Origin of the sequence: Lentzea sp. HUAS TT2 (genome assembly GCF_051853195.1) — a bacterium.
Taxonomy (GTDB): domain Bacteria; phylum Actinomycetota; class Actinomycetes; order Mycobacteriales; family Pseudonocardiaceae; genus Lentzea.
In genome coordinates, this window is sequence record NZ_CP196667.1 from 7961553 (window position 1) to 7982798 (window position 21246).

Here is a 21246-nt window from a genome sequence, read left to right on the forward strand (position 1 = left end):
CGACGAGCCGGTCGGCCCGTTGCCCGCCGACGAGGGCCACCGGCTCTCCTTGCCCGCCCTTGTGCCGCACGCGGGGCGCTTTCGTACCGACATGCGGTACGAAAGCGCCCCGCGTGCGGTCCGGCAAGGACAGGAGGCACGACTTCGGCAGCGGATTTGCGGCGTCACCGACAAGCGCTGCTGAGGCCCTCATCATGGGGATATGAGGAGGGCGGTGTTGATCGCGGTGGCGGTGGTTGTCACCATCGTCGCCGTGGTCTTCACCTTCCAGCGCAAGCTCGTGTACTTCCCCTCCCCCGGTCCGCTGCCGAGCGCGGACGAGGTGCTGCCCGGCGGGCGCGACGTCCGGCTGGTGACGGCGGACGGCTTGCTGCTCGACGGCTGGCACTTCGAGCTCCCGGACGCGCCCGCGACGGTGATCGTGTTCCCGGGCAACGGCGGCAACCGGGCGGGGCGGGTGTCGCTGGCGCGGGAGCTGACCGCGCGCGGCCTGTCGGTGCTGCTGTTCGACTACCGCGGCTACGGCGACAACCCGGGCAAGCCGTCGGAGGAGGGCCTGACGTTCGACGCGCGGGCGGCGCTGGACCTGATCGACGGGCCGGTCGTGTACTTCGGCGAGTCGCTGGGCGCGGCGGTGGCCGCGGAGCTCGCGACCTATCGCGCGCCCAAGGGCATGGTGCTGCGCTCGCCGTTCACGTCGCTGGCGGCGGCCGGGTCGCACCACTACCCGTGGCTGCCGGTGAAGATGTTGTTGCAGGACAAGTACCCGGTGCTCGAACGGGTGTCCGCTGTGGACGTCCCGACCGTGGTGCTGCTGGGGACGAAGGACTCGGTGGTGCCGCCCGCGCAGAGCCGTGAGGTGGCCACGGCGGCGCGCGCGAAGCTCGTCGAGGTCGCGGGCGCGGACCACAACGACGAGGTGCTGGTGTCGGGGCCGCAGGTGATCGACGCGGTGCTGTCGGTCAGCTGACCGGCGCGATCTCGCCGGAGCCGCGGTGCACGAGGGCGGCGGGGACGACGGCGTGCACGGGCGGTGAGGTGTCGCCGTCGACGCGGGCGAGGATGAGCTCGGCGGCCCTGCGGCCGATGCCGGGCACGTCCTGGCGCACGACGGTGATGCCGGGTTCGAGCATGTCGGCGAGCGGGAAGTCGTCGAACCCGATGACGGCGACGTCGCGGTGCAGGTCGCGGGCGCGCAGCACGCGCATGGCGCCGACGGTGACGAGGTTCTGGGCGGCGAACAGCGCCGTGGGCGGCCGGTCGAGGTCGAACAGCTCCGCGGTGGCGGTCTCGGCGAGGTCGGCGCCGTGCAGGTCGGTGCGCACGAGCGTCTCGCGCAGGGTGAGTCCGGCCTGGGCGAGGCCTTCGAGGTAGCCGGTGTAGCGCTCCTGGCTGGTCCACAGGGTGCGCCGGTCGCCGAGGAACGCGATGTCGCGGTGCCCCAGTGCGGCCAGGTGCAGGACGGCCTCGCGGGAGCTGTCGCGGTTGGTGGTGGTGACGCAGTCGGTGCCGCCGAAGGTGGGCGGCCGGTCGACGAGCACCATCGGCGTGCCGCGGTCGCGTTCCTGCTGCAGGGCGTCCTGGTGGCCGCCGGCGGCCATGACGACGACGCCGTCGACGCGGCGCGCGGACAGCGACAGCAGCAGTTCGCGTTGCAGGGTGTGGTCGTCCTCGCTGCTGCCGGCGAGCACGAGGACGCCGCTGCGCCGGGCGTGGTCCTCCACGGCGCGCAGCAGGGCGGCGTCGAAGGGGTTGGAGAGGTCCTCGAACAGCACGCCGATGGTGGCGCTGCGGCGGTCGGAGCGGCGCAGGCTGCTGGCGGTGAGGTTGGGCCGGTAGCCCAGGGTGCGGGCGGCGGCGCGGACGCGGTCGACGACCTCGGTGCCGGCGCCGGGCAGGCCGTTGATGACGCGCGAGACGGTCTTGGTGCTGACCCCGGCCAGCGCGGCGACGTCGCGCATCGTGGGTTCGCGTCTGGCGGGTGCTCTGTCCATGTGCACGTCCTACGACTCTTGCGTCAACGATGACGCAACGGTATACCCGTTTGCACAGCTCGCGTAGCCGCTCTCCCGTTCATCATCCGCGAGACTTCGGACGGGCGGTTACGTCAACGTTGACGTAGGAGTTGCCATGCGTAGAAGTGTCGGAGTCACCGCGGCGGCGTTGCTCACCTTGCTCACCGCGTGCGGGGGTGGTGGGTCCTCCAGCGGCACGACGCTGGTCGGCCTGGTGACGAAGACGGACACGAACCCGTTCTTCGTGAAGATGAAGGAGGGCGCGCAGCAGGCGGCCTCGTCGGCGGGGGCGACGGTGCAGTCGTTCGCGGGCAAGCAGGACGGCGACAACCAGTCGCAGGTCGACGCGATCGAGAACCTGATCGCGTCGGGCGCGAAAGGCATCCTGATCACGCCGAGCGACTCGAAGGCGATCGTGCCGTCGGTGGACAAGGCGCGCGCGGCGGGTCTGCTGGTGATCGCGCTGGACACGCAGCTGGAGCCGGCCAACGCCGCCGACGCGACGTTCGCGACCGACAACTACAAGGCCGGTCTGCTGATCGGGCAGTGGGCGAAGGCGAAGTTCGCGAAGGAGGGCAAGCAGGCCAAGATCGCGTTGCTGGACCTCAACCCGAACCAGGTGTCGGTGGACGTGCAGCGCGACCAGGGGTTCCTGGAGGGCTTCGGCGTCGACGTGAAGGACAAGGCCCGCATCGGGGACGAGTCCGACCCGCGGATCGTGGGCCACGACGTGACCGACGGCGCCCCGGAGGGCGGCCGCACGGCGATGGAGAACCTGCTGCAGAAGGACCCCGGGATCAACCTGGTCTACACGATCAACGAGCCCGCGGCGGCCGGTGCGTACGAGGCGTTGAAGGCGGCGGGCAAGGAGAAGGACGTCGTGATCGTCTCGGTCGACGGCGGGTGTCCCGGGGTGGACAACGTCAAGGCGGGCGTGATCGGCGCGACCTCGCAGCAGTACCCGCTGAAGATGGCGCAGCTGGGTGTGGAGGCGGTGTCGAAGTTCGCGAAGGACGGCTCGAAGCCGCAGAACACCGACACCGGGGTCACGTTGATCACCGACCAGCCCGCCGAGGGCGTCGAGTCGAAGGACTCGGCGTTCGGCCTGCAGAACTGCTGGGGCTGAGCCATGACGGCGGTGGTGGAGCAGCGGGACCGGTCGCTGCTGACGCGCGTGCAGCACGTGTTGCACGCGCAGGCGACGATCGGGCCGGCGGTGGTGCTGCTGGTGTCGGTGATCGTGTTCGCGTTGTTGTCGGACCGGTTCCTGACTCCGGGCAACATCTCGCTGATCCTGCAGCAGGTCGCGGTGGTGGGCACGCTCGCGGTGGGGCAGACGATCGTGATCCTCACTGCCGGCATCGACCTGTCGTGCGGGGCGATCATGGTGCTGACGTCGATCGTGATGGCGAAGGTGGCCTCGGAGACGGGCCTGCCGGGGCTGCCGGCGTTGCTGCTGGGGTTCCTGGTCGGCACGGTGTGCGGGTTGCTCAACGGGATGCTGGTGACGCGGCTGAAGCTGCCGCCGTTCATCGTCACGCTGGGCACGTTGAACGTGTTCTTCGCGCTGAACCTCTGGTACTCGGGCAGTGCCACGATCCGCGGTTCGGACATGCCGTCGTTGCTGCTGTTCACCGGGCAGACGTTCACCGTGGGCGGCACGCGCATCACCTACGGCTCGATCATGCTGGTGCTGCTGGTGGCGGCGATGGCGTTCGTCTTGAAGAACACGGCGTGGGGCAGGCACGTCTACTCGACCGGTGACGACCTGGAGGCCTCGCGCCTGTCGGGGATCCGGACGGCGCGGGTGCTGTTGAGCGTGTACGCGACGGCGGGGCTGATCTACGCGGTGGCGGCGTGGACGTTGATCGGCCGGATCGCCTCGGCCTCACCGCAGGCGGGGCAGACCGACAACCTGGACTCGATCACGGCGGTGGTGATCGGCGGGACGTCGCTGTTCGGTGGCCGCGGCGCGGTGGTGGGGTCGCTGATCGGCGCGTTGATCGTCGGCGTGTTCCGCAACGGCCTGGCTTTGGCCGGGGTGGACGTGCTGTGGCAGACGATGGCGGTCGGTGTGCTGATCATCGTGGCGGTGTCGCTGGACCAGTGGATCAGGAAGGTGAAGGCATGACCACCCCGATCCTGCAGGCCACGGGCCTGGTCAAGCGGTACGGCAGGGTGACGGCGCTGGCGGGCTCGGACCTGGAGCTGCTGCCGGGCGAGATCCTCGCGGTGATCGGCGACAACGGCGCGGGCAAGTCGTCGCTGATCAAGGCCCTGTCCGGCGCGGTGGTACCGGACGAGGGCGAGGTGCTGCTCGACGGCTCCCCCGTGTCGTTCTCCACGCCGCTGGACGCCCGCAACGCCGGCATCGAGACGGTGCACCAGTCGCTGGCGGTGTCGCCGTCGCTCGACATCGCGGCGAACCTGTTCCTGGGCCGGGAGCTGCGCCGCAAGGGCGTGCTGGGGTCGGTGTTCCGGATGCTCGACCGCGCGGGCATGCGGGAGGAGGCGCGCCGTCAGCTCGACGCGCTGGGGATCATGACGATCCAGAACCCCGGCCAGGCGGTGGAGACGCTGTCGGGCGGGCAGCGGCAGGCCGTGGCGGTGGCGCGGGCGGCAGCGTTCGGCAGCCGGGTCGTGATCATGGACGAGCCGACGGCGGCGCTGGGTGTGCGGGAGTCGCGTGCGGTGCTGGACCTGATCCTGCAGGTCCGGGACCGGGGTCTGCCGGTGATCCTGATCAGTCACAACATGCCGCACGTGTTCGAGGTGGCCGACCGGATCCACATCCAGCGCCTGGGCAGGCGCAAGGCGGTGGTGGACCCGAAGTCGGTGTCGATGTCGGACGCGGTGGCGATCATGACCGGCGCGATGGAACCGCCTGAGGCCTAGGCGGTGCCGAAGGGGTTGTCGATCACGTACCGCCACCGGCCGTCCTCGCCTCGGCGAGCGACGTCGGTGGCGGTGCCGGTCACCTCGCCGATGCTCCAGTCGACGATGAGCAGCGCGATGCCGTCGTGGGCGTAGACGTGCCGGGGCCGCACGTCGATGGGCAGGCCGAGTCCGAGGAACCGCTGGTTGGCGGCGCGCCGGGCGGCGGCGGTGACGGTCTGGCCGGGTTCGGGGACGAACAGGCCGCCGGGTTCGTAGACGGCGTCGACGGCGTCCGCGTCGCGGGAGTTGAACGCGGCGGCGAAGTCGTGGGCGACACTGGCGGGGTGGATGGTCATGGTGGGAGCGTCGCGGGCTCCGGCGTGGGTCACCAAACGGTGACCTGGGACGACGAGCTGGTGCCATCGGAGGCCGGGCGCACGACGCGGCCGAGCGCGGAGTGCCCGGTGGAGGTCGCGCTGGCGGCGATCAGCGGCCGGTGGGCGACGCTGGTGCTGCGGGACCTGATGCACGGGCCGCGGTCGTTCTCGGCGTTGCGTGCAGGGTTGCCGCAGCTCAGCGCGAAGGTGCTGACCGAGCGGCTGGACTCGCTCGTGGCGCAGGGGCTGGTGTCCTGCTCGCGCTCCCCCGGTTTCCCGGTCCGGACGTCCTACGAGCTGACGCCGGCCGGGCTGGTGCTGCGGCCGTTGCTGGTGCAGCTGTACCGCACGGGCGAGGCGCTAATGGGCGAGCTCGCGCAGCACTGACTCCAGTGGCGCGATGAGGTTGCGGGAGATCTTGAGCTCCTCGGACACGAGCACCGTGTGCTTGTCGACGCGCTTCCAGAACTGGCCCTCGACGGGGATCTCGATCATGCGGAGGGTGAAGACGGGCTGGTGGCCGAGCTCGACGGTGAGCTGGTCGACGATCTCCTTGAGCATGAGGTAGCCGTCCTGGCGGGCGGCGTCGCGCAGCCGGGTCCGCTCGGGTGAGGTCGGGTCGGGCCGCCACAGGGTGTGGGCGGCACGCATGTGTTCGGGCACGCCGACGGGTGGCCGGCCTCCGCCACCGGTGGCGAGCGCCTCGGTCCACCACCGGTCCCACGCCGACCCGAAGGTCTCCGGCACGTACGCGTCGTGGTCGCGCGGTACCGGCGGGGTCAGGCGTGGGATCGCGTCGGCGGTCGGGGTGCTGACGCCCAATGCGTCACGGACGTAGAGGACGAAGGTGTCGCCGGAGCCGCTGGACACCTGCCACGTGGAATCCCCAGGAAAGTGCATGTTCCACGGTAGCGGCTCACAACGGCACGGCGTCGAGTGCTTTGTAGATCCGCTTGTCGCTCACGGTGTAGCGGGTCGGGATGGTCTGGGCGAAGTAGGACAGGCGCAGTTCCTCGATCATCCAGCGGATCTCGTCGAGCTCGGGAGCGGGTTCGTCGGCCGGCGTCTGCGCGCGCAGTTCGCGGTACTCGGCGTGGACCTCGTGGATCTTGGCGGTCCAGTCGAGGTCGCGGCGCGGGTTCTCGGGCAGTTTCTCGATGCGCCGCGCGATGCCCTTGAGGTACCGGACGAGGTCGGGCAGCCGGTCGTAGCCGGTGCGGGTGACGAAACCCTTGTACACCAGCGAGTTGAGGTGTGCGCGGATGTCGTTGGCCGAGTCCGGGGCACCCTTGAGGCCGCTGAGCTTGAGCTCGGCGTCGTGGGCGGCCTCGAGGACCTTGCGGACCTCCTGCACGACGACCCACGTGGTGTCGTTGAGCGCGGCCTGGACCTTCTTCAGCTGCGCCGCGTAGGACTTGGCGTTCCAGGCTGGCTCGCCCATGAGCCGGTCGACGGCGGCCATGATGCAGTCCGACAGCAACGCGGCGACGCTGCCGTGCGGGTTGCGGGTCAGGGCGAGCTTGGCGGCGTTGTCGAGGTGGCGCTGCAGGTGCTTGACGGGTGAGTTGATGCCCAGCAGCAGGAGCCTGCGCACGCCGCGGCGGTGCGCGTAGGCCTGCCGGCCGGGTGTGTCGAGGACCTTGATCGCGGCGGTCTCGCCCTGGTCGAGCAGCGACGGGTAGGCGGTGACGGTGATGCCGGACTGCCGTTGCTCGATCGTCTTGGGCAGGGCGTCGAAGTCCCACGTCGTCAGCCCGGTGCGTTCGAGGTGCCCGGCGGCCTGGCTGAGCGACTCGCGGACCTCGTCGCGCAGCTTCTCCTTCAGCGCCGCGATGTCCTTGCCCTCGGCGAGGGTGCGGTTGTGCTCGTCGACGACCTGGAACGTCAGCTTGAGGTGGTCCGGGACGGCGTCGAACTGCCAGTCCTCGCGCTGCACCGTCACGCCGGTGAGCGCCCTGAGCTCCCGTTCCACGCCATAGAGCAGGCTCGTCTCCTCGGGCTTGATGCGCGCGAGCACGGCCGTGGCGACGTCGGGGACGGGCACGAAGTTGCGGCGGATCTGCTTGGGCAGCGAGCGGATGAGCGCGACGACGAGGTCGTGGCGCAGGCCGGGGATCTGCCAGGAGAACGCGTCGTCGTCCAGCGTGGTGAGCGCGGGCAGCGGGAGCTGGACGGTGACGCCGTCGTTCTTCGTGCCGGGTTCGAAGTGGTAGCTCAGCGGCAGGCTGAGCTCGCCCTGGCGCCACTGGTCGGGATAGGCGTCGGGGGTGACGTCGGCCCGTTCGTTGACCAGCATCTCCTTGGTGAAGGTGAGCTGGTTCTTGTCCTTCTGCTTCTTCCACCACGTGTCGAAGTGCCGCGCCGAGACGACCTCGGCGGCGACGCGCTTGTCGTAGAACTCGTAGAGGGTCTCCTCGTCCACGACGATGTCGCGGCGCCGGGCCCGGTTCTCCAGCTCGCCGACCTCGTCGAGCAGCGCGCGGTTGGTGTGGAAGAACCGGTGGTGGGTGGTCCACTCCCCCTGCACGAGCGCGTGGCGGATGAACAGCTCACGGGAGAGTTCGGGGTCGATGCGGCCGTAGCTGACCTTGCGGCCGACGACGATCGGCACGCCGTAGAGCGTGACCTTCTCCAGCGCGACGACGGATCCGCGTTTGGTCTCCCAGTGCGGTTCGGAGTACTGGCGTTTGACGACGTGCTCGCCGAGGCGTTCGGCCCACTCGGGTTCGATCTTGGCGACGATGCGGCCCCACAGGCGGCTGGTCTCGACGAGTTCGGCGGCCATCACCCACTGCGGTGGTTTCTTGGCCAGCGCGGAGCCGGGGAAGATCGCGAACTTGGCGTTGCGGGCGCCGAGGAACTCCGTGAGCGGGCGCCGTTTCTCGTTGGGGGCCTGCTTCTTGACGATGTCCTTGACGCCGATGTGGCTGAGCAGCCCGGACAGCAGGGCGATGTGGATGTTGCGCGGGTCGCCGGGCTGGTCGTTGACGTGCATGCCGATCTGCTTGGCGACCTGGCGCAGCTGCAGGTAGATGTCCTGCCACTCGCGCACGCGCAGGTAGTTGAGGAACTCGGCCTTGCAGCGCTTGCGGAACTGGTTGCCGCTCAGCTCCTTCTGCTGCTCCTTGAGGTACTCCCACAGGTTGAGGAACGTCGTGAAGTCGGACTCCTTGTCGACGAACCTCGCGTGCTGCTGGGTCGCCGCCTCCTGCTGGTCGGCGGGGCGTTCGCGGGGGTCCTGGATGGACAGTGCCGCGGCGATGATCATGACCTCTTTGAGGCAGCCGGTGGTGTCGGCCTCGAGCACCATGCGGCCCAGGCGCGGGTCGACGGGCAGCGCGGCGAGCTTGCGGCCGGTCGGGGTGAGCTTCTTCTCGGCGGCGTTGATCGCGCCGAGCTCTTGGAGCAGGCCGATGCCGTCGTTGATGTTGCGGGAGTCCGGCGGGTCGATGAACGGGAACCGGGCGACGTCACCGAGGCCGATGTTGGTCATCTGCAGGATGACGCTGGCGAGGTTGGTGCGCAGGATCTCCGCGTCGGTGAACTCGGGGCGGGCCTCGAAGTCCTCCTCGGAGTACAGGCGGATGCAGATGCCCTCGCTGACACGGCCGCAGCGGCCCTTGCGCTGGTTGGCCGACGCCTGGCTGATGGCCTCGATCGGCAGGCGCTGGACCTTGAGGCGGTGGCTGTAGCGGGAGATGCGCGCGGTGCCGGGATCGACGACGTACTTGATGCCGGGCACGGTGAGGCTGGTCTCGGCGACGTTGGTGGCGAGCACGATGCGCCGGCCGGTGTGCCGCTGGAAGACCCGGTGCTGCTCACCCACGGACAACCGCGCGTACAGCGGCAGGATCTCGGTGTTGCGGAGGTCTTCCTGTTTGAGGGCGTCGGCGGTGTCGCGGATCTCGCGTTCGCCGGACAGGAACACCAGGACGTCGCCGGGGCCTTCTGCCTGCAGTTCGCGGACGGCGCTGATGATGCCCTGGGTCTGGTCGTCGTCCTCCTCCAGCGGCCGGTAGCGGGTCTCGACCGGGTAGGTGCGGCCGGAGACCTCGATGACCGGGGCGTTGCCGAAGTGCTGGCTGAAGCGCTGCGGGTCGATCGTCGCCGAGGTGATCACGACCTTGAGGTCGGGACGGCGCGGCAGCAGCTGCTTGAGGTAGCCGAGCAGGAAGTCGACGTTGAGGCTGCGTTCGTGGGCCTCGTCGATGATGATCGTGTCGTAGCGCGAGAGCTCGCGGTCGGTCTGGATCTCGGCGAGCAGGATGCCGTCGGTCATGAGCTTGACCAGCGTCTCGTCGCCGGACTGGTCGGTGAACCGGACCTTGTAGCCGATCGTGTCCCCGAGCTTGGTGCCCAGCTCCTCCGCCACCCGTTCGGCGACGGTGCGCGCGGCGATGCGCCGGGGCTGGGTGTGCCCGATCTGACCGGTGATGCCGCGCCCCAGCTCCAGGCAGATCTTGGGCAGCTGCGTGGTCTTGCCGGACCCGGTCTCGCCCGCGACGATCACGACTTGGTGGTGCGCGATCAGCTCTTTGATCTCGTCCTTGTGCTGGCTGACCGGCAGCTCGGCCGGATAGCTGATCTGGGGAACGGACTCCCTGCGCAGCGCGACCTTGAGCGCGGCCTCGTCGATCTGGGCGGCGATCTCCTCGGTGATCTTCTTGCGCGCGAGCGGGTCCTTGACCCGGCGTGCGCCGTCGAGGCGCCTGGCGAGCCGGCGTTGATCACGCGGCATGAGCTCGGGCAGGCGTTTGTGCAGTTCAGCGTGCGGGGTGTCCATTTGGGTTCCAGGATAGTGGGGAGCTCCGATTCGCTCGCGTCAATAACTGTCGGACCCCGCCGCGGGCGTGCCGCCATGGACTCCGGGGGCTTCTGGAAGCTGCTCGATCACGCCCTTGTCGTGGCGCCTGACCTGGACAGACGTGGCGAGTGGCTGTCCGGGCGGCTCGCGTTGTCGCCCGCGGGTGAGATCGCCGACTTCGCGGACTCGTCCTTGCCACGCTCGGCGGCGTCGACGGCGCACCGGCGATCTGGACACGTTCCTCCGGCGGACATGGCGCGCCGCACTCCGCACCTGTAGGCGTTGTTCGGGAAAGCGCCCGCCTGGCCGCCCCGACGTTCTCTTCCTCACGCCCTGGCAATCCCTCTTCTCTCCCCGGCGGCCCACCTTCCTCACCGCCCTCACCGCGCGGTCGCCGGGTCGCGCTGCGGGATTCCCCGCCACTTCCTCCATGGCATCCCGGCCTTGTCGCTGTCCCGCGGAGCGAGGCGTGCGGGCCCATCCCAAGCCCGACTCCGGTCGCCATCACCGCGCACAACCCGGCAGAACCCGCACCCATCGCCCTCTGACCGAGCCCTGACCTGCGCCGATCCCGGGGCGTCAAAAATTGTCAGACCCCCTCGCTAGCGTTCCGGGCATGGACCTGAACTCGTTCTGGGGCCTGGTGGAGTCCTCCGGCGTGGAGGCGACCGACCAGGACGATCGGCTGGAGCGGCTGACGGCCGCGCTGGCCGCGCTGCCTCCCGCGGAGGTGGTGGGGTTCGCGTTGCGGCTCGACGAGCAACGCCGCCGGGTGGACACGTGGGCGCACTGGCAGGCGGCGGACCTGATCTGCGGCGGGCTGTGTTCGGACGACGGGTTCTTCTACTTCCAGGCGTGGCTGGTGGGTCAGGGCCGCGAGGTGTTCGAGGCGGTGGCCTCGTCGCCGGACGCGCTGGCCGATCTGCCGCACGTGCGGTTGCTGGCGTCGCGGGGCGGCGTGCACGCGTGGGCCGATGAGGACTGGCCTGACTGGGAGGGTCTCGACTACGTGGCGGCCGAGGCGTTCGACGGTGATCTGGAGTCGGAGCCCGCGGTGCACGGGGTGCTGGTGTCTCCGGAGCCGGTGGGTGAGAGGTGGGACTTCGCTGATCCGGCGGAGATCTCCGCGCGGGTTCCGCGGTTGGGTGCGTTGTTCGGGAAGGTGGCGTGATGGACGTGCCGGGCGGTGCCGAGGTGCCGGCAGAGGTGCCGGTCGACGTGGTGGTGTGGCGGGCTCCTGGTCCGGGTTCGTTCGCGGAGGCGGCGGCCCGGTATGCGGAGCTGCGGTCCTCGCCGCTGGGCGCGTTCGAGCCCGCGGTGGCGGCGTTCGTGCGGGAGTTACGGCTGACGTCGCCGGATCCGTCGTCGGCGGTGTCGTGGGAGGAGGCGCTGACGGTGGGGGTGGACGCGGTGATCGTGCACGTGGTGTGGCCGGGTCAGCGTCAGGTGCTGGAACTGGTGGCGTTGCTGGCGTCGCGGCACGGGCTGGTGTGTTTCGAGCCTGCCCGCCAGGTCGCGATGTCCTGACGCAGCGCGGTCTTCGTGGCGGCGGGTGCGTAGGAGGCGTCGACGGCGTTGGTGGCGAGGCGCGCGAGGGCGTCGTCGTCGAAGCCGAGGTGTTCGCGCAGCAGCTGGTACTCGCCGGTGAGCGTGGTGCCGGTGGAGGCGGGGACGTCGGTGCTGAGGGTGACGGTCAGGCCGGCGTCGATGAGCAGTGGCAGCGGATGAGAGGAGAGTGATTCGACCAGTCCCAGTGCGACGTTCGAGGACGGGCAGGCTTCGAGCGGGGTGCCGCGGTCGCGCAGCATGGCGACGACCTCCGGGTCCTCGAGTGCGCGGAACCCGTGTCCGATCCGGTCGGCGAGCCCGACGGTGAGGGCCTCGGCGACGCTGGCCGCCCCGCAGGACTCGCCGGCGTGGTGCACGAGCCCGATCCCGGCCTCCCGTGCGGCGCGGAACACGGCGGCGAAGGGGGTGAGCGGGTGGTTCTCCGCTCCGGCCGTGCCGATGGCCACGACCTGCGGGTGTGCTGTCGCGAGTCGCAGTGACTCCTCGAACCGCGCGACCGATCGCTTTCTGGGGTGGTCCACGATCACACGGCACTCGATGCCGTGGGCGGCCTGTCCTGCGGCGAGCCCGGACAACACCGCCTCGAGCGGCATGTCCGGATCACCGAGCCGTTCCCCGTGCGCTGCCGCGGTGAACGTGACCTCGGCGTACCGGGTCCCCTGCGCTGCTTCCTCGGCGCAGAACTCGTACGCGATCCGGTGGAAGTCCTCGGCTCGCCGCAGGCAGTCCCGTACCGCGCCGTTGTGCGCGGCGAACTGTGCGAAGCCGTCGAACGCCCCGGCCTGCACGGCGGGGACGTCGACGCCGTGCACGTCGGCGAGCTCGGCGAGGGTGTCCTCGCGCACGGTGCTTTCGAGGTGCACGTGCAGGTGGGCCTTGGGCAACGTCGCGAGGTCACGCATGATCGGCGACGCTACCCAAGGCCCGTCAGCGGGCGCCCGGCATTTTTCGGCGGGCTACCGCGCGAGGAACGCCACGGCGCTGTCGCTCTCGTGGTCGGGGACGTCGCCGTGCCCGCCGGGGTTGGCGTGCAACGACTTGTGCGGTGTGGTGAAGGCGTCGAACAGCGCGAGGCCGGCGTCGCGGGCGACGAGCTGGTCGTCCCACTGCAGCAGGAACCGCACGGGCACGGTGATCCGCGCGGCGGCGAGCACGAGGCCTTCGGTGGCGCCGACGAGCCCGAACACGGCGGCGCGGACGCGGGGTTCGGCGGCGACGAGCGGGATGCCGATGGCGCTGCCCATCGACGTGCCCCAGAACCCGATGCGAGAACCGGAGAACGGCAGGGCGTCGAGGACGGAGCGCCATTCCGGGATCGCCTGGGAGGCCAGCAGGGCGTTGTACTCGGCGATGAGCTCCCAGGCGTCCTGTCCGGCGGCCGTGCGGGTGCGGATCCCGGTGATGTACCGCTCGTCGACGGCGGTGCGGGGCCGGTCGCCGTGGCCGGGGGCGTCGAGCGTGACGACGGCGAGTCCGGCGGCGGCACAGCGGTGCGCGCGGGCGATGACGCCGGGAGCGTGGGTGTGCTGGCCGCCGCCGGGGGCGCCGAGGACGAGGCCGGTGGGCTCGCCCTCGGGGGTCCAGAACGCTCCGGGCACGCCGTCGTGGACGAAGTCACGCCGGGTGACGCCGTGGGCGTGGCTGGCCGTGGAGGTGAAGTGCATCATCGATCGCCTTTCGGGGGCTGCCTGGAGCGCTCCCGTGGCGACGCGCGGGGCGTCAGGCCGGGGACGGGAGGGAGCGCCCATCTGGGGTGACCGCGTTGATGGGACTCACCTCCTCTGACCGATCGCGTGCGGCGACCCTAGCAAGCGGTGTCGGCCGGGCGCGCGGGTATTCGGCGCGACATCGGTTGTGCGTGGCCATTAGGTTCCGGTGCCATGCCTGATGTTGTGCAGACGCGCCATGGCGCGACGGTGCTGATGTGCGCCCCGGACGGTCCGCGGATCGTCGACGAGCAGTCCGCTGTGGACTTGATGGGCACGTTGTGGGGTCAGGACGTGCAGTGGCTGGTGCTGCCGCTGCAGCGGTTGTCCGAGGACTTCCTGGTGCTGCGCACGCGGGTGGCGGGTGCGGTGGTGCAGAAGTTCCAGCAGTACGGGTTCCGGCTCGTGGTGGTCGGGGACGTCACCGAGCAGGTGGCGGCGAGCACGGCGTTGCGCGACTTCGTCCACGAGTCGAACCGGGGCCGGCAGCTGTGGTTCGTCGCGGATGAGGCGGAGCTGGACGCACGTCTGAGCGCGGTGGCCTGACCACGACAAACGGCTCTATTGCAACCAGATTGCAATAGGTAGGGTCGCGGGCATGGACATCCGTCGTTCTCTGTCGTCGCACAGTGGTCCGCGCAGGTCGCCGCACGAGGTCCTGCGTCGTCTCGCCGAGCAGGTCACGCCACGAACCCGGCCGGAGGATCCGGTGCGGGAGCTGGAGGAGCGGGTCGCGGGGCTACTGGGCAAGCCCAAGGCGTTGTTCTTCCCGTCGGGGACGATGGCGCAGCAGGTGGCGTTGCGGGTGCACGCCGATCGGACGGGCCGCCGCTCGTTCGCGGGGCATCCGCAGACACATCTGCAGGTGTGGGAGAACCAGGGCTACAACGCGTTGCACGGTCTGCGGTTCCACCCGGTGGGCGACCGCAACGAGCTGTTCGGCCTGGACGACCTGGCCGCGGTGCACGAGCCGCTCGCCGCCGTGGTGTTCGAGCTGCCGCAACGCGACATCGGCGGCATGCTGCCCGAGTTCGGGGATCTGGCCAGGCAGGCGAAGTGGGTCAGGCAGAGCGGCGCGGCCGCGCACTGCGACGGCGCGCGGCTGTGGGAGGCGCAGACCGGCTACGACGCCACGTTCGCGGAGATCGCCGCGGTGTTCGACACGGTGTACGTGTCGCTCTACAAAGGACTCGAAGGCGTGCGGGGCGCGGTGCTCGCGGGTGACGAGGAGACGATCGGGCACGCGGCGGTGTGGCGGCGCCGGATGGGCGGGGCGATCGTGGACGCGTGGCCGCTGGCGTCGATCGCGTTGATGGGCATGGACGAGAACCTGCCGCGGATGGCGGAGTTCCGCGACCACGCCCAGGCGCTCGCGAGGGCGATCAACGAGGACGGCTTCGCGCACACGGCACCGCACGTGCCCGCCACTCCCCTGTTCCACGTCCATCTGCCGATGTCACGCCATGACGCGCAACGAGCGGCGGAGCACCTGGCGGAGGAGACGAGGATCAAGCTGTTCCTCTACGCGCGGTCCAATCCGGACCCGAGCCGGTGCTCCTTCGAGGTGAGCGTGGGGATCAGCGGGCTGGAGTTCACGCCGCGCGAGGTGGTGGAGTTGATCAGAGGACTACCATCGCGGGTGTGAGCCTGCCCGAACCCGTCCAGCACGCGCTGGTCAGGGTCTCGCACTCGGTGCTGATCGACGTCGACGCGCTCGCGAGGGTGCGCGAGAGGTTCGACGACGAGCAGGCGGCCTCCCTGAGCGGCTATCTGCGCAGCGCCCAGGCGGCGAACACGGTGCGCGCGTACCGGTCGGACTGGATCGCGTGGGCGGGGTGGTGCCAGGCGGAGGGCCGGCAGGCGTTGCCCGCGGACCCGCTGGACGTGGCGGTGTACCTGGCGGTCGCGGCGGACACGGTGAAGCCCGACGGGTCACCGGCGTTCGGCGCGTCGACGCTGGAACGCAAGTCGGCGGCGATCTCGGCGGTGCACGCGGCGAACGGGCTGCCGAGCCCGACCCGCAGCGATGTGGTGCGGCTGACGCTGCGCGGTATCCGGCGCACCCGCAAGTCGCAGCCCCGCCGCAAACGCCCGGTGCTGCTCGACACCCTCGAAGCACTGCTGGCCGAACGACCGCCGGACGGGCCGGCGCGCGCGAGGGACGCGGTGCTGCTGCTCGTGGGGTTCGCCGGTGCGCTCAGGCGCAGCGAGCTGGCGGCCATCGAGTTCGAGGACGTCACGGTGGACGTGGACCCGCGCACGCACGAGCCGTTGCTGCTGATCCGGCTGGGGACGACGAAGACCGACCAGACGGGCAAGCACCAGCAGTCGGTGGTGCTGCCGCGCGGCAGCAGGCGCCCGACGTGCCCGGTGTGCGCGTTCGCGGACTGGGCCGACGTGCTCGACGGCAAGGAGATCACCGAGACCGGCCTGCACCGCTGCCACGGCTACCAGGCCACCCGCGGCCAGGGCGCGGTGTTCCCGATCATCAACCGGCACGGCGGCATCAGCGCGAAGGCGATGTCGGGGCGCGCGGTGGCGGAGCTGGTGAAGCGGTACGCGGTGCGGGCGGGGCTGGATCCGGCGTTGTTCGGCGGGCACTCGCTGCGGGCGGGGTTCGCGACGCAGGCGGCGCTGGGCGGGGCGAGCGACCGGGAGATCATGCGGCAGGGCCGGTGGACGAACCCGCGCACTGTGCACCGCTACATCCGCACGGCGAACCCGCTCGAGGACAACGCCGTGACCCGCCTGGGCCTGTGAATCTGTGACCCAGCTCTCACTGTGCGTAGTTAACTGTAAACAAGATCCCCGCCGGTAGGGCTGCACCGAACAGAGCAGCGCACTAGGCCGTCGGCACGGTCGTACCGGGAAGTTTCCGTCGTGTTTCCACGCCGTTTGAGCTGCTCTTTTGTCCCGCCATTCGGACAAAACCCGGTGTCCTGACCAGCGCATCAGCCCAATTCATGAAGTTATCTCGCACTTTGGGAGTGACTGGTCGCATGCACTGAGAGCAATACGATCACCACACCCGGTCATCGACGACGGCCGGCATGTTCCACGGTGATCGACCCGGCACCCCTGTAACGCCGGGGCGATCACTCCCTGCGCCGGAACAAGGAGCGTTCATGAAGCGCAAAACCCTGGGCATCACCACCGCCCTGGTGGCCGGAGCGGCCCTGGCCGCCACGGGCACGCTGGGAGCCAACGCCGCACCGCGGCCGACGGCCCCCACCCAACAGGAAGCTCTGCACGCCGCGGCCGAGCAGGCGGGGACGATCTCCTCCGCCCTCGGCCTGTCCGGCGGCGAACGACTCGTCCCCCGCGACGTCGTGCGCGACGCCGACGGCACCCACCACCTCCGCTTCGACCGCACCCTCAACGGTCTGAAGGTCATCGGCGGCGACCTCGTCGTCACCCAGAAGTCCGGCCAGGTCACAGGCGTGACCAAGGCGTCGGAGGCCTCCCTCGCCGGCCTCGGCACCGCAGCGCCCACCACCAACGCCGCCGGCACCCTCGTCGTCTTCGCCCTCGACCACGCCCCCGTGCTCGCCTGGGAGACGGTCACGCACAGCGTCAAGGACGACCAGACGCCCAGCGAACTGCACACCTTCACCGACGCCACCACCGGCGCGACGCTGCTGACCTACGACGACGTCCACCACGTCGAGGGCACCGGCCAGTCCACCTACACCGGCACCGTCGGCCTCAACACCACCCAGTCCGTCTCCACGTTCCAGCTCAAGGACCCGGCCCGCGGCAACCAGGCCGTCAACAACCTCAACAACGGCTCGGGCACCGGCACCCTGTTCACCGACGCCGACAACAAGTGGGGCAACGGCACCTACACCGACAAGGCCACCGCGGGCGTCGACGCCGCGTTCGGCGCCGCCAAGACCTGGGACTACTACAAGAACATCCACGGACGCAGCGGCATCAAGAACAACGGCCAGGGCGCGCTGAGCAAGGTCCACTACGGCAACAACTACAGCAACGCCTTCTGGTCGGACTCCTGCTTCTGCATGACCTACGGCGACGGCGCCCAGAACCGCAACCCGCTGACCAGCATCGACGTCGCCGCCCACGAGATGTCGCACGGCGTCACCTCCGCCACCGCGGGCCTGGTCTACTCCGGCGAGTCCGGCGGCCTCAACGAGGCCACCAGCGACATCTTCGGCTCCACCACGGAGTTCTACGCCGCCAACACCACCGACGCCGGCGACTACCTGATCGGCGAGAAGATCAACATCCGCGGCGACGGCAAGCCCCTGCGCTACATGGACAAGCCCTCCAAGGACGGCAAGAGCCTCGACTACTGGTCCAGCACCGCCGGCAACGTCGACGTCCACTACTCCTCGGGCATCGCCAACCACTTCTTCTACCTGCTGTCGGAGGGCAGCGGCCAGAAGACCATCAACGGCGTCACCTACGACTCCCCCACCACCGACGGCCAGCCCGTCACCGGCATCGGCCGCGACAAGGCCGAGAAGATCTGGTACCGCGCCCTGACCACGAAGTTCACCTCCAGCACCAAGTACGCCGCCGCCCGCACGGGCACCCTCGCGGCCACCGCGGACCTCTACGGCGCCTCGTCGCCCGAGTACGCGGCGGTCAACAGGGCCTGGGCCGCGGTGAACGTCAAGTAGACCCGCCGCCGCAAGAAGCGCCGAGGTCCGGACCGACCCCCTGCACGGTCCGGACCTCGGCATATTTGTGTCGCGCACACCCCCCAACGCCTGGTTTCCTCAGCGCCATGGGTTTCAGCGACGTGCTCACTCGCGACCACGAATGCCCCGCCTGCCACCACCGGGACACCTACTCCGTCCAGTTCAAGTTCGGCGACTGCCGGGGCGAGGTGTTCGAGATCGGCGACTCCATCACCTGGCAAGGCCTCCGGGAGGGCGAGCCGGGGCACCGCCTGGTGGTGACCGGCGGCATCGGCAGCGCCTGCTCCGCCTGCAACGGCCCGTACGACCTGGAACGCGTCGGCAACGACTGGTTCGAGGTCTACCTCGAAAACGACGTCATCACTCTCGTCACCTGGGACAACGGCCGTTTCGACCTCCGGCGCGACGGCGACTTCGTCGTCCTCGACGACTACCCGCCGGACCGCCGCCCCACCGATCAGGGCTGAAGATCGGTCGCCGCCAGGAACGACCCGTCCATGTAGAACGGCACCGACTCGTGCTCGTGCGTCACCAGCCACCGCCCCTCACGCCGCCGCAGCCCCACGGTCACTCGCATCCACATCGAGAACCCCTCCGGATACCCGACCGGCACCGCCGCCAGCCGAGCCAGCCCGTGCGCGAACGCCACGTCACCGGACACCGCGATCTCCAGGTCCCGGTGCTCCCGCGTGATAGGACCGGTGAACCCCGCCATCCACCCCGCCAACGCCTCCGGGTCACGCGCGTCCAGCCCGGTGTTGCGCAGTGGCGGCGCCAGCGTGCACGTCACCGCGTCGTCGGCGTACCGCGCCACGATCCGCTCCGGCGAACGCAGCCGCATGCCCTCCTCCTGCTCGGTGAACAACGCACGGATCGCGGTCTCGTCCTGCACCAGCGTCTGAGTCATTCCCACAACCTCCGTCTCGAAGTGACACTCCGGTGTCGAGACACGGCCCGCGGCCTCGACATGGCGGTGAGAAGATTTTTTCCGCCAGCCAGCCACGAGCCGGGAGGCCGCACGTGAAGTACCTGATCCTGATCTACAGCAACCCCAAGTCACGGGCCGCGTGGGACAAGCTCACCGACGAGCAGCAGATGAAGTTCGGCCAGGACCACTACGACCTGTCCGACAAACTCCGCGCCTCCGGCGAGCTCATCGTCAGCGAAGGCCTCCCCGGACCCGAGACCGGCAAGGGCGTCAGCATCAAGAACGGCGAGGTCGTCGTCACCGACGGCCCCTTCGCCGAGGCCAAGGAGTACCTCGCCGGCTTCTACCTCGTCGAGGCCGACAGCATCGACCAGGTCATCGCCCACGCCGCGACCCTGCCCGACGCCCACAACGACGGCATCGAGGTCAGGCCCGTCTGGGACCGCTCCATGCTGGACGGCCTGTGAACCCAGAGGTGGAGGGCCTGCTGCGCACACTCGCGCCGCAGGTCCTCGGCGTGCTCGTGCGCCGCCACGGCCAGTTCGACGTCTGCGAGGACGCCGTGCAGGAGGCACTGCTCGGCGCCGCCCAGCAATGGCCGGCCGACGGCATCCCCGACAACCCCAAGGGCTGGCTCATCACCGCCGCCAGCCGCAGGTGGATCGAGCAGTACCGCTCCGACACCGCCCGCCGCCACCGCGAGGACAAGGTCGTCGCGCTGACACCCCCGCCACCCGACCCGGTGCCCGCGCAGGACGACACCCTCACACTCCTCGCCCTGTGCTGCCACGAGTCCCTCACCACGGCCTCGCAGATCGCGCTCACCCTCAGAGCGGTCGGCGGCCTCACCACCGCCGAGATCGCCCGCGCGTTCCTCGTCCCCGAGGCCACCGTCGCACAACGCATCAGCCGCGCCAAGCAGAAGATCAAGCAGTCCGGCGCCCGGTTCCGGCCACCCCAGGACCTCACCGCCGTCCTGCACGTGCTCTACCTGGTCTTCACCGAGGGCTCCACCGCCAGCTCCGGCGACGCACTCGTCCGCGTCGACCTCACCGCGGAAGCCATCCGACTCACCCGCCAGCTGCACAAACGCCGCCCCACCGACGGTGAGCTCACCGGACTGCTCGCGCTGATGCTGCTCACCGACGCACGCCGCCCCGCCCGCACCGACGCCCACGGCGCCCTCATCCCGCTCGCCGAACAGGACCGCGGCAAATGGGACGCCACGGCCATCGCGGAGGGCACCGAACTGATCAGCACCGCGCTCAAGACGGCCCAGATCGGCCCGTACCAGCTGCAGGCGGCGATCGCGGCCGTCCACGCCGACGCCAAAACCGCCGACGACACCGACTGGCACGAGATCCTCGGCCTCTACGACCTGCTCACCGTCACCGCACCCGGCCCGATGGTCTCACTCAACCGCATCGTCGCCGTCGCCATGGTCCACGGCCCGCAGCAAGCACTGGAAGAACTGTCCACACTGGAACTCGACCACCACCGCGTCCACGCCGTCCGAGCACATCTGCTGGACCTGCAAGGAGAACACGACCAAGCACGCCAGGAATACGAGAAAGCCGCGAAACTGACGCTGAGCGCCCCCGAACAGCGCTACCTCAGGACCCGGTCCCGCCACCCACGGTAGCGTCCGACGACGGCTCCTCCTGCGGCGGCGCCACCGGCACCACACCCGACAGATCCCCACCGTTGTCGTTGGTGCGCAACACGAACGGCCGCGTCTGCGTGTACTGCACCACCGAGATCGAACACGGATCCACCACGATCCGCTGGAACCCGTCCAGATGCACACCCAACGCATCCGCCAGCACAGACTTGATCACATCACCGTGCGAGCACAACACCCACACCGCACCAGGACCGTGCTCCGCGGAGATACGCGCGTCATGCGCCCGCACCGCCGCCACCGCACGAGCCTGCACATGCGCCAGACCCTCACCATCGGGAAACACCGCGGCGGACGGATGCTGCTGCACAACAGCCCACAACGGCTCGTCGTACAGGTCCTTCAACGCCTTACCGGTCCACGCACCGTAGTCCACTTCGGACAAATCCGGCTCCGTCACGGCCACCAGAGAACGATCGGCCAGCAACGGCGCCAACGTCTCCTCACACCGCTGCAAAGGAGACGACACCACCGCGCTGACAGGAATGTCCTTCAACCGCGCCACCAGCGCCGCAGCCTGCTTCTGCCCCCGCTCGTCCAACCCCACGCCCGACGAACGCCCGGCGAGCACACCGGAACCGTTGGCAGTCGAACGAGCATGTCGAAGCAGGATCACCGTGGCCAC

The 21246-nt window shown here is 69.9% G+C and carries 23 protein-coding genes; 15 read left to right on the forward strand and 8 right to left on the reverse strand.

All coding sequences use genetic code 11. The features are described 5' to 3' along the window. The first annotated feature begins 202 nt into the window (after positions 1-202). The gene (locus tag ACSHWB_RS37990) at positions 203-970 is read left to right on the forward strand and encodes an alpha/beta hydrolase (protein ID WP_439658145.1); all 768 of its coding nucleotides are present in this window, start codon (positions 203-205) and stop codon (positions 968-970) included. Here the strand turns inward: ACSHWB_RS37990 and ACSHWB_RS37995 are convergent. Continuing rightward, positions 963-1994 carry a LacI family DNA-binding transcriptional regulator gene (locus tag ACSHWB_RS37995; RefSeq protein ID WP_439658146.1) on the reverse strand — a complete coding sequence of 344 codons (1032 nt, stop codon included), beginning with the start codon at positions 1992-1994 and terminating at the stop codon, positions 963-965. The two genes, ACSHWB_RS37990 and ACSHWB_RS37995, sit on opposite strands and share 8 nt — an antisense overlap. A 136-nt stretch (positions 1995-2130) precedes the next feature. Between ACSHWB_RS37995 and ACSHWB_RS38000 the strand changes: the two genes are divergently transcribed. Genes ACSHWB_RS38000 through ACSHWB_RS38010 form a run of 3 tightly spaced genes read left to right on the forward strand, consistent with a single transcriptional unit; the run spans position 2131 to position 4910 of the window. Continuing rightward, entirely contained in the window at positions 2131-3141 is a 1011-nt protein-coding gene (locus ACSHWB_RS38000; protein WP_439658147.1) for a sugar ABC transporter substrate-binding protein, read from the forward strand. 3 nt (positions 3142-3144) lie between these two features. Continuing rightward, positions 3145-4146, forward strand: coding sequence for an ABC transporter permease (locus ACSHWB_RS38005; RefSeq protein WP_439658148.1), 1002 nt, complete (start codon positions 3145-3147; stop codon positions 4144-4146). Further along, positions 4143-4910, forward strand: a complete 768-nt coding sequence (locus ACSHWB_RS38010) for an ATP-binding cassette domain-containing protein (protein ID WP_439658149.1) — start codon at positions 4143-4145, stop codon at positions 4908-4910. Before ACSHWB_RS38005 ends, ACSHWB_RS38010 begins: the two co-directional genes overlap by 4 nt. Here ACSHWB_RS38010 and ACSHWB_RS38015 read toward each other — a convergent pair. Further along, on the reverse strand, positions 4907-5248 hold the full coding sequence (locus tag ACSHWB_RS38015; protein WP_439658150.1) for a YybH family protein: 342 nt from the start codon (positions 5246-5248) through the stop codon (positions 4907-4909). The genes ACSHWB_RS38010 and ACSHWB_RS38015 overlap by 4 nt on opposite strands. Before the next feature lie 39 nt (positions 5249-5287). Between ACSHWB_RS38015 and ACSHWB_RS38020 the strand changes: the two genes are divergently transcribed. Continuing rightward, on the forward strand, positions 5288-5656 hold the full coding sequence (locus ACSHWB_RS38020) for a winged helix-turn-helix transcriptional regulator (RefSeq protein WP_439658151.1): 369 nt from the start codon (positions 5288-5290) through the stop codon (positions 5654-5656). On the opposite strand, the gene ACSHWB_RS38025 is transcribed toward ACSHWB_RS38020, so the two are convergent. Together ACSHWB_RS38025 and hrpA are read right to left on the reverse strand one after the other, a co-directional pair. Then, a complete protein-coding gene (locus ACSHWB_RS38025) occupies positions 5630-6139 on the reverse strand; it encodes a hypothetical protein (protein WP_439658152.1) in 510 nt (169 codons plus the stop codon). The genes ACSHWB_RS38020 and ACSHWB_RS38025 overlap by 27 nt on opposite strands. 46 nt (positions 6140-6185) lie before the next feature. After that, complete coding sequence (gene hrpA / locus ACSHWB_RS38030) at positions 6186-10052, reverse strand: ATP-dependent RNA helicase HrpA (protein WP_439658153.1); 3867 nt, start codon at positions 10050-10052, stop codon at positions 6186-6188. 75 nt (positions 10053-10127) lie between these two features. Here hrpA and ACSHWB_RS38035 point away from each other — a divergent pair, with 75 nt between their 5' ends. The 3 genes from ACSHWB_RS38035 to ACSHWB_RS38045 all read left to right on the forward strand — a co-directional run bounded on the left by ACSHWB_RS38035 (position 10128) and on the right by ACSHWB_RS38045 (position 11600). After that, positions 10128-10352, forward strand: a complete 225-nt coding sequence (locus tag ACSHWB_RS38035; RefSeq protein ID WP_439658154.1) for a hypothetical protein — start codon at positions 10128-10130, stop codon at positions 10350-10352. A 337-nt stretch (positions 10353-10689) separates the two neighbouring features. Further along, a complete protein-coding gene (locus tag ACSHWB_RS38040; protein WP_439658155.1) occupies positions 10690-11244 on the forward strand; it encodes a DUF4240 domain-containing protein in 555 nt (184 codons plus the stop codon). Continuing rightward, positions 11244-11600 (forward strand): hypothetical protein, encoded by a 357-nt coding sequence (locus ACSHWB_RS38045; protein WP_439658156.1) that lies wholly within the window; start codon positions 11244-11246, stop codon positions 11598-11600. Before ACSHWB_RS38040 ends, ACSHWB_RS38045 begins: the two co-directional genes overlap by 1 nt. On the opposite strand, the gene add is transcribed toward ACSHWB_RS38045, so the two are convergent. Beyond that, the gene (add, locus tag ACSHWB_RS38050; protein WP_439658157.1) at positions 11516-12544 is read right to left on the reverse strand and encodes an adenosine deaminase; all 1029 of its coding nucleotides are present in this window, start codon (positions 12542-12544) and stop codon (positions 11516-11518) included. The genes ACSHWB_RS38045 and add overlap by 85 nt on opposite strands. A gap of 54 nt (positions 12545-12598) precedes the next feature. Further along, positions 12599-13309: an alpha/beta hydrolase gene (locus ACSHWB_RS38055; RefSeq protein ID WP_439658158.1), complete on the reverse strand. Its 711-nt coding sequence runs from the start codon at positions 13307-13309 to the stop codon at positions 12599-12601. A 213-nt stretch (positions 13310-13522) separates the two neighbouring features. Here ACSHWB_RS38055 and ACSHWB_RS38060 point away from each other — a divergent pair, with 213 nt between their 5' ends. The 5 genes from ACSHWB_RS38060 (at position 13523) to ACSHWB_RS38080 (ending at position 18479) form a co-directional block, all read left to right on the forward strand. Continuing rightward, positions 13523-13894, forward strand: a complete 372-nt coding sequence (locus ACSHWB_RS38060; protein WP_439658159.1) for a DUF4180 domain-containing protein — start codon at positions 13523-13525, stop codon at positions 13892-13894. Positions 13895-13946: 52 nt separating this feature from the next. After that, the gene (locus ACSHWB_RS38065; RefSeq protein WP_439658160.1) at positions 13947-14993 is read left to right on the forward strand and encodes a threonine aldolase family protein; all 1047 of its coding nucleotides are present in this window, start codon (positions 13947-13949) and stop codon (positions 14991-14993) included. Continuing rightward, complete coding sequence (locus ACSHWB_RS38070; protein WP_439658161.1) at positions 14990-16108, forward strand: site-specific integrase; 1119 nt, start codon at positions 14990-14992, stop codon at positions 16106-16108. Before ACSHWB_RS38065 ends, ACSHWB_RS38070 begins: the two co-directional genes overlap by 4 nt. Positions 16109-16473: 365 nt before the next feature. Then, positions 16474-17991, forward strand: coding sequence for a M4 family metallopeptidase (locus ACSHWB_RS38075; protein WP_439658162.1), 1518 nt, complete (start codon positions 16474-16476; stop codon positions 17989-17991). 107 nt (positions 17992-18098) lie between these two features. Beyond that, on the forward strand, positions 18099-18479 hold the full coding sequence (locus ACSHWB_RS38080; protein ID WP_439658163.1) for a hypothetical protein: 381 nt from the start codon (positions 18099-18101) through the stop codon (positions 18477-18479). On the opposite strand, the gene ACSHWB_RS38085 is transcribed toward ACSHWB_RS38080, so the two are convergent. Continuing rightward, positions 18470-18919, reverse strand: a complete 450-nt coding sequence (locus ACSHWB_RS38085) for a YybH family protein (protein ID WP_439658164.1) — start codon at positions 18917-18919, stop codon at positions 18470-18472. The genes ACSHWB_RS38080 and ACSHWB_RS38085 overlap by 10 nt on opposite strands. Before the next feature lie 113 nt (positions 18920-19032). On the opposite strand from ACSHWB_RS38085, the gene ACSHWB_RS38090 reads away from it, so the two are divergent. Together ACSHWB_RS38090 and ACSHWB_RS38095 are read left to right on the forward strand one after the other, a co-directional pair. Next, complete coding sequence (locus ACSHWB_RS38090) at positions 19033-19407, forward strand: YciI family protein (RefSeq protein WP_439658165.1); 375 nt, start codon at positions 19033-19035, stop codon at positions 19405-19407. Beyond that, positions 19404-20582 (forward strand): RNA polymerase sigma factor, encoded by a 1179-nt coding sequence (locus ACSHWB_RS38095; RefSeq protein WP_439658166.1) that lies wholly within the window; start codon positions 19404-19406, stop codon positions 20580-20582. Before ACSHWB_RS38090 ends, ACSHWB_RS38095 begins: the two co-directional genes overlap by 4 nt. On the opposite strand, the gene ACSHWB_RS38100 is transcribed toward ACSHWB_RS38095, so the two are convergent. Beyond that, positions 20554-21246, reverse strand: coding sequence for a histidine phosphatase family protein (locus ACSHWB_RS38100; RefSeq protein WP_439658167.1), 693 nt, complete (start codon positions 21244-21246; stop codon positions 20554-20556). The two genes, ACSHWB_RS38095 and ACSHWB_RS38100, sit on opposite strands and share 29 nt — an antisense overlap.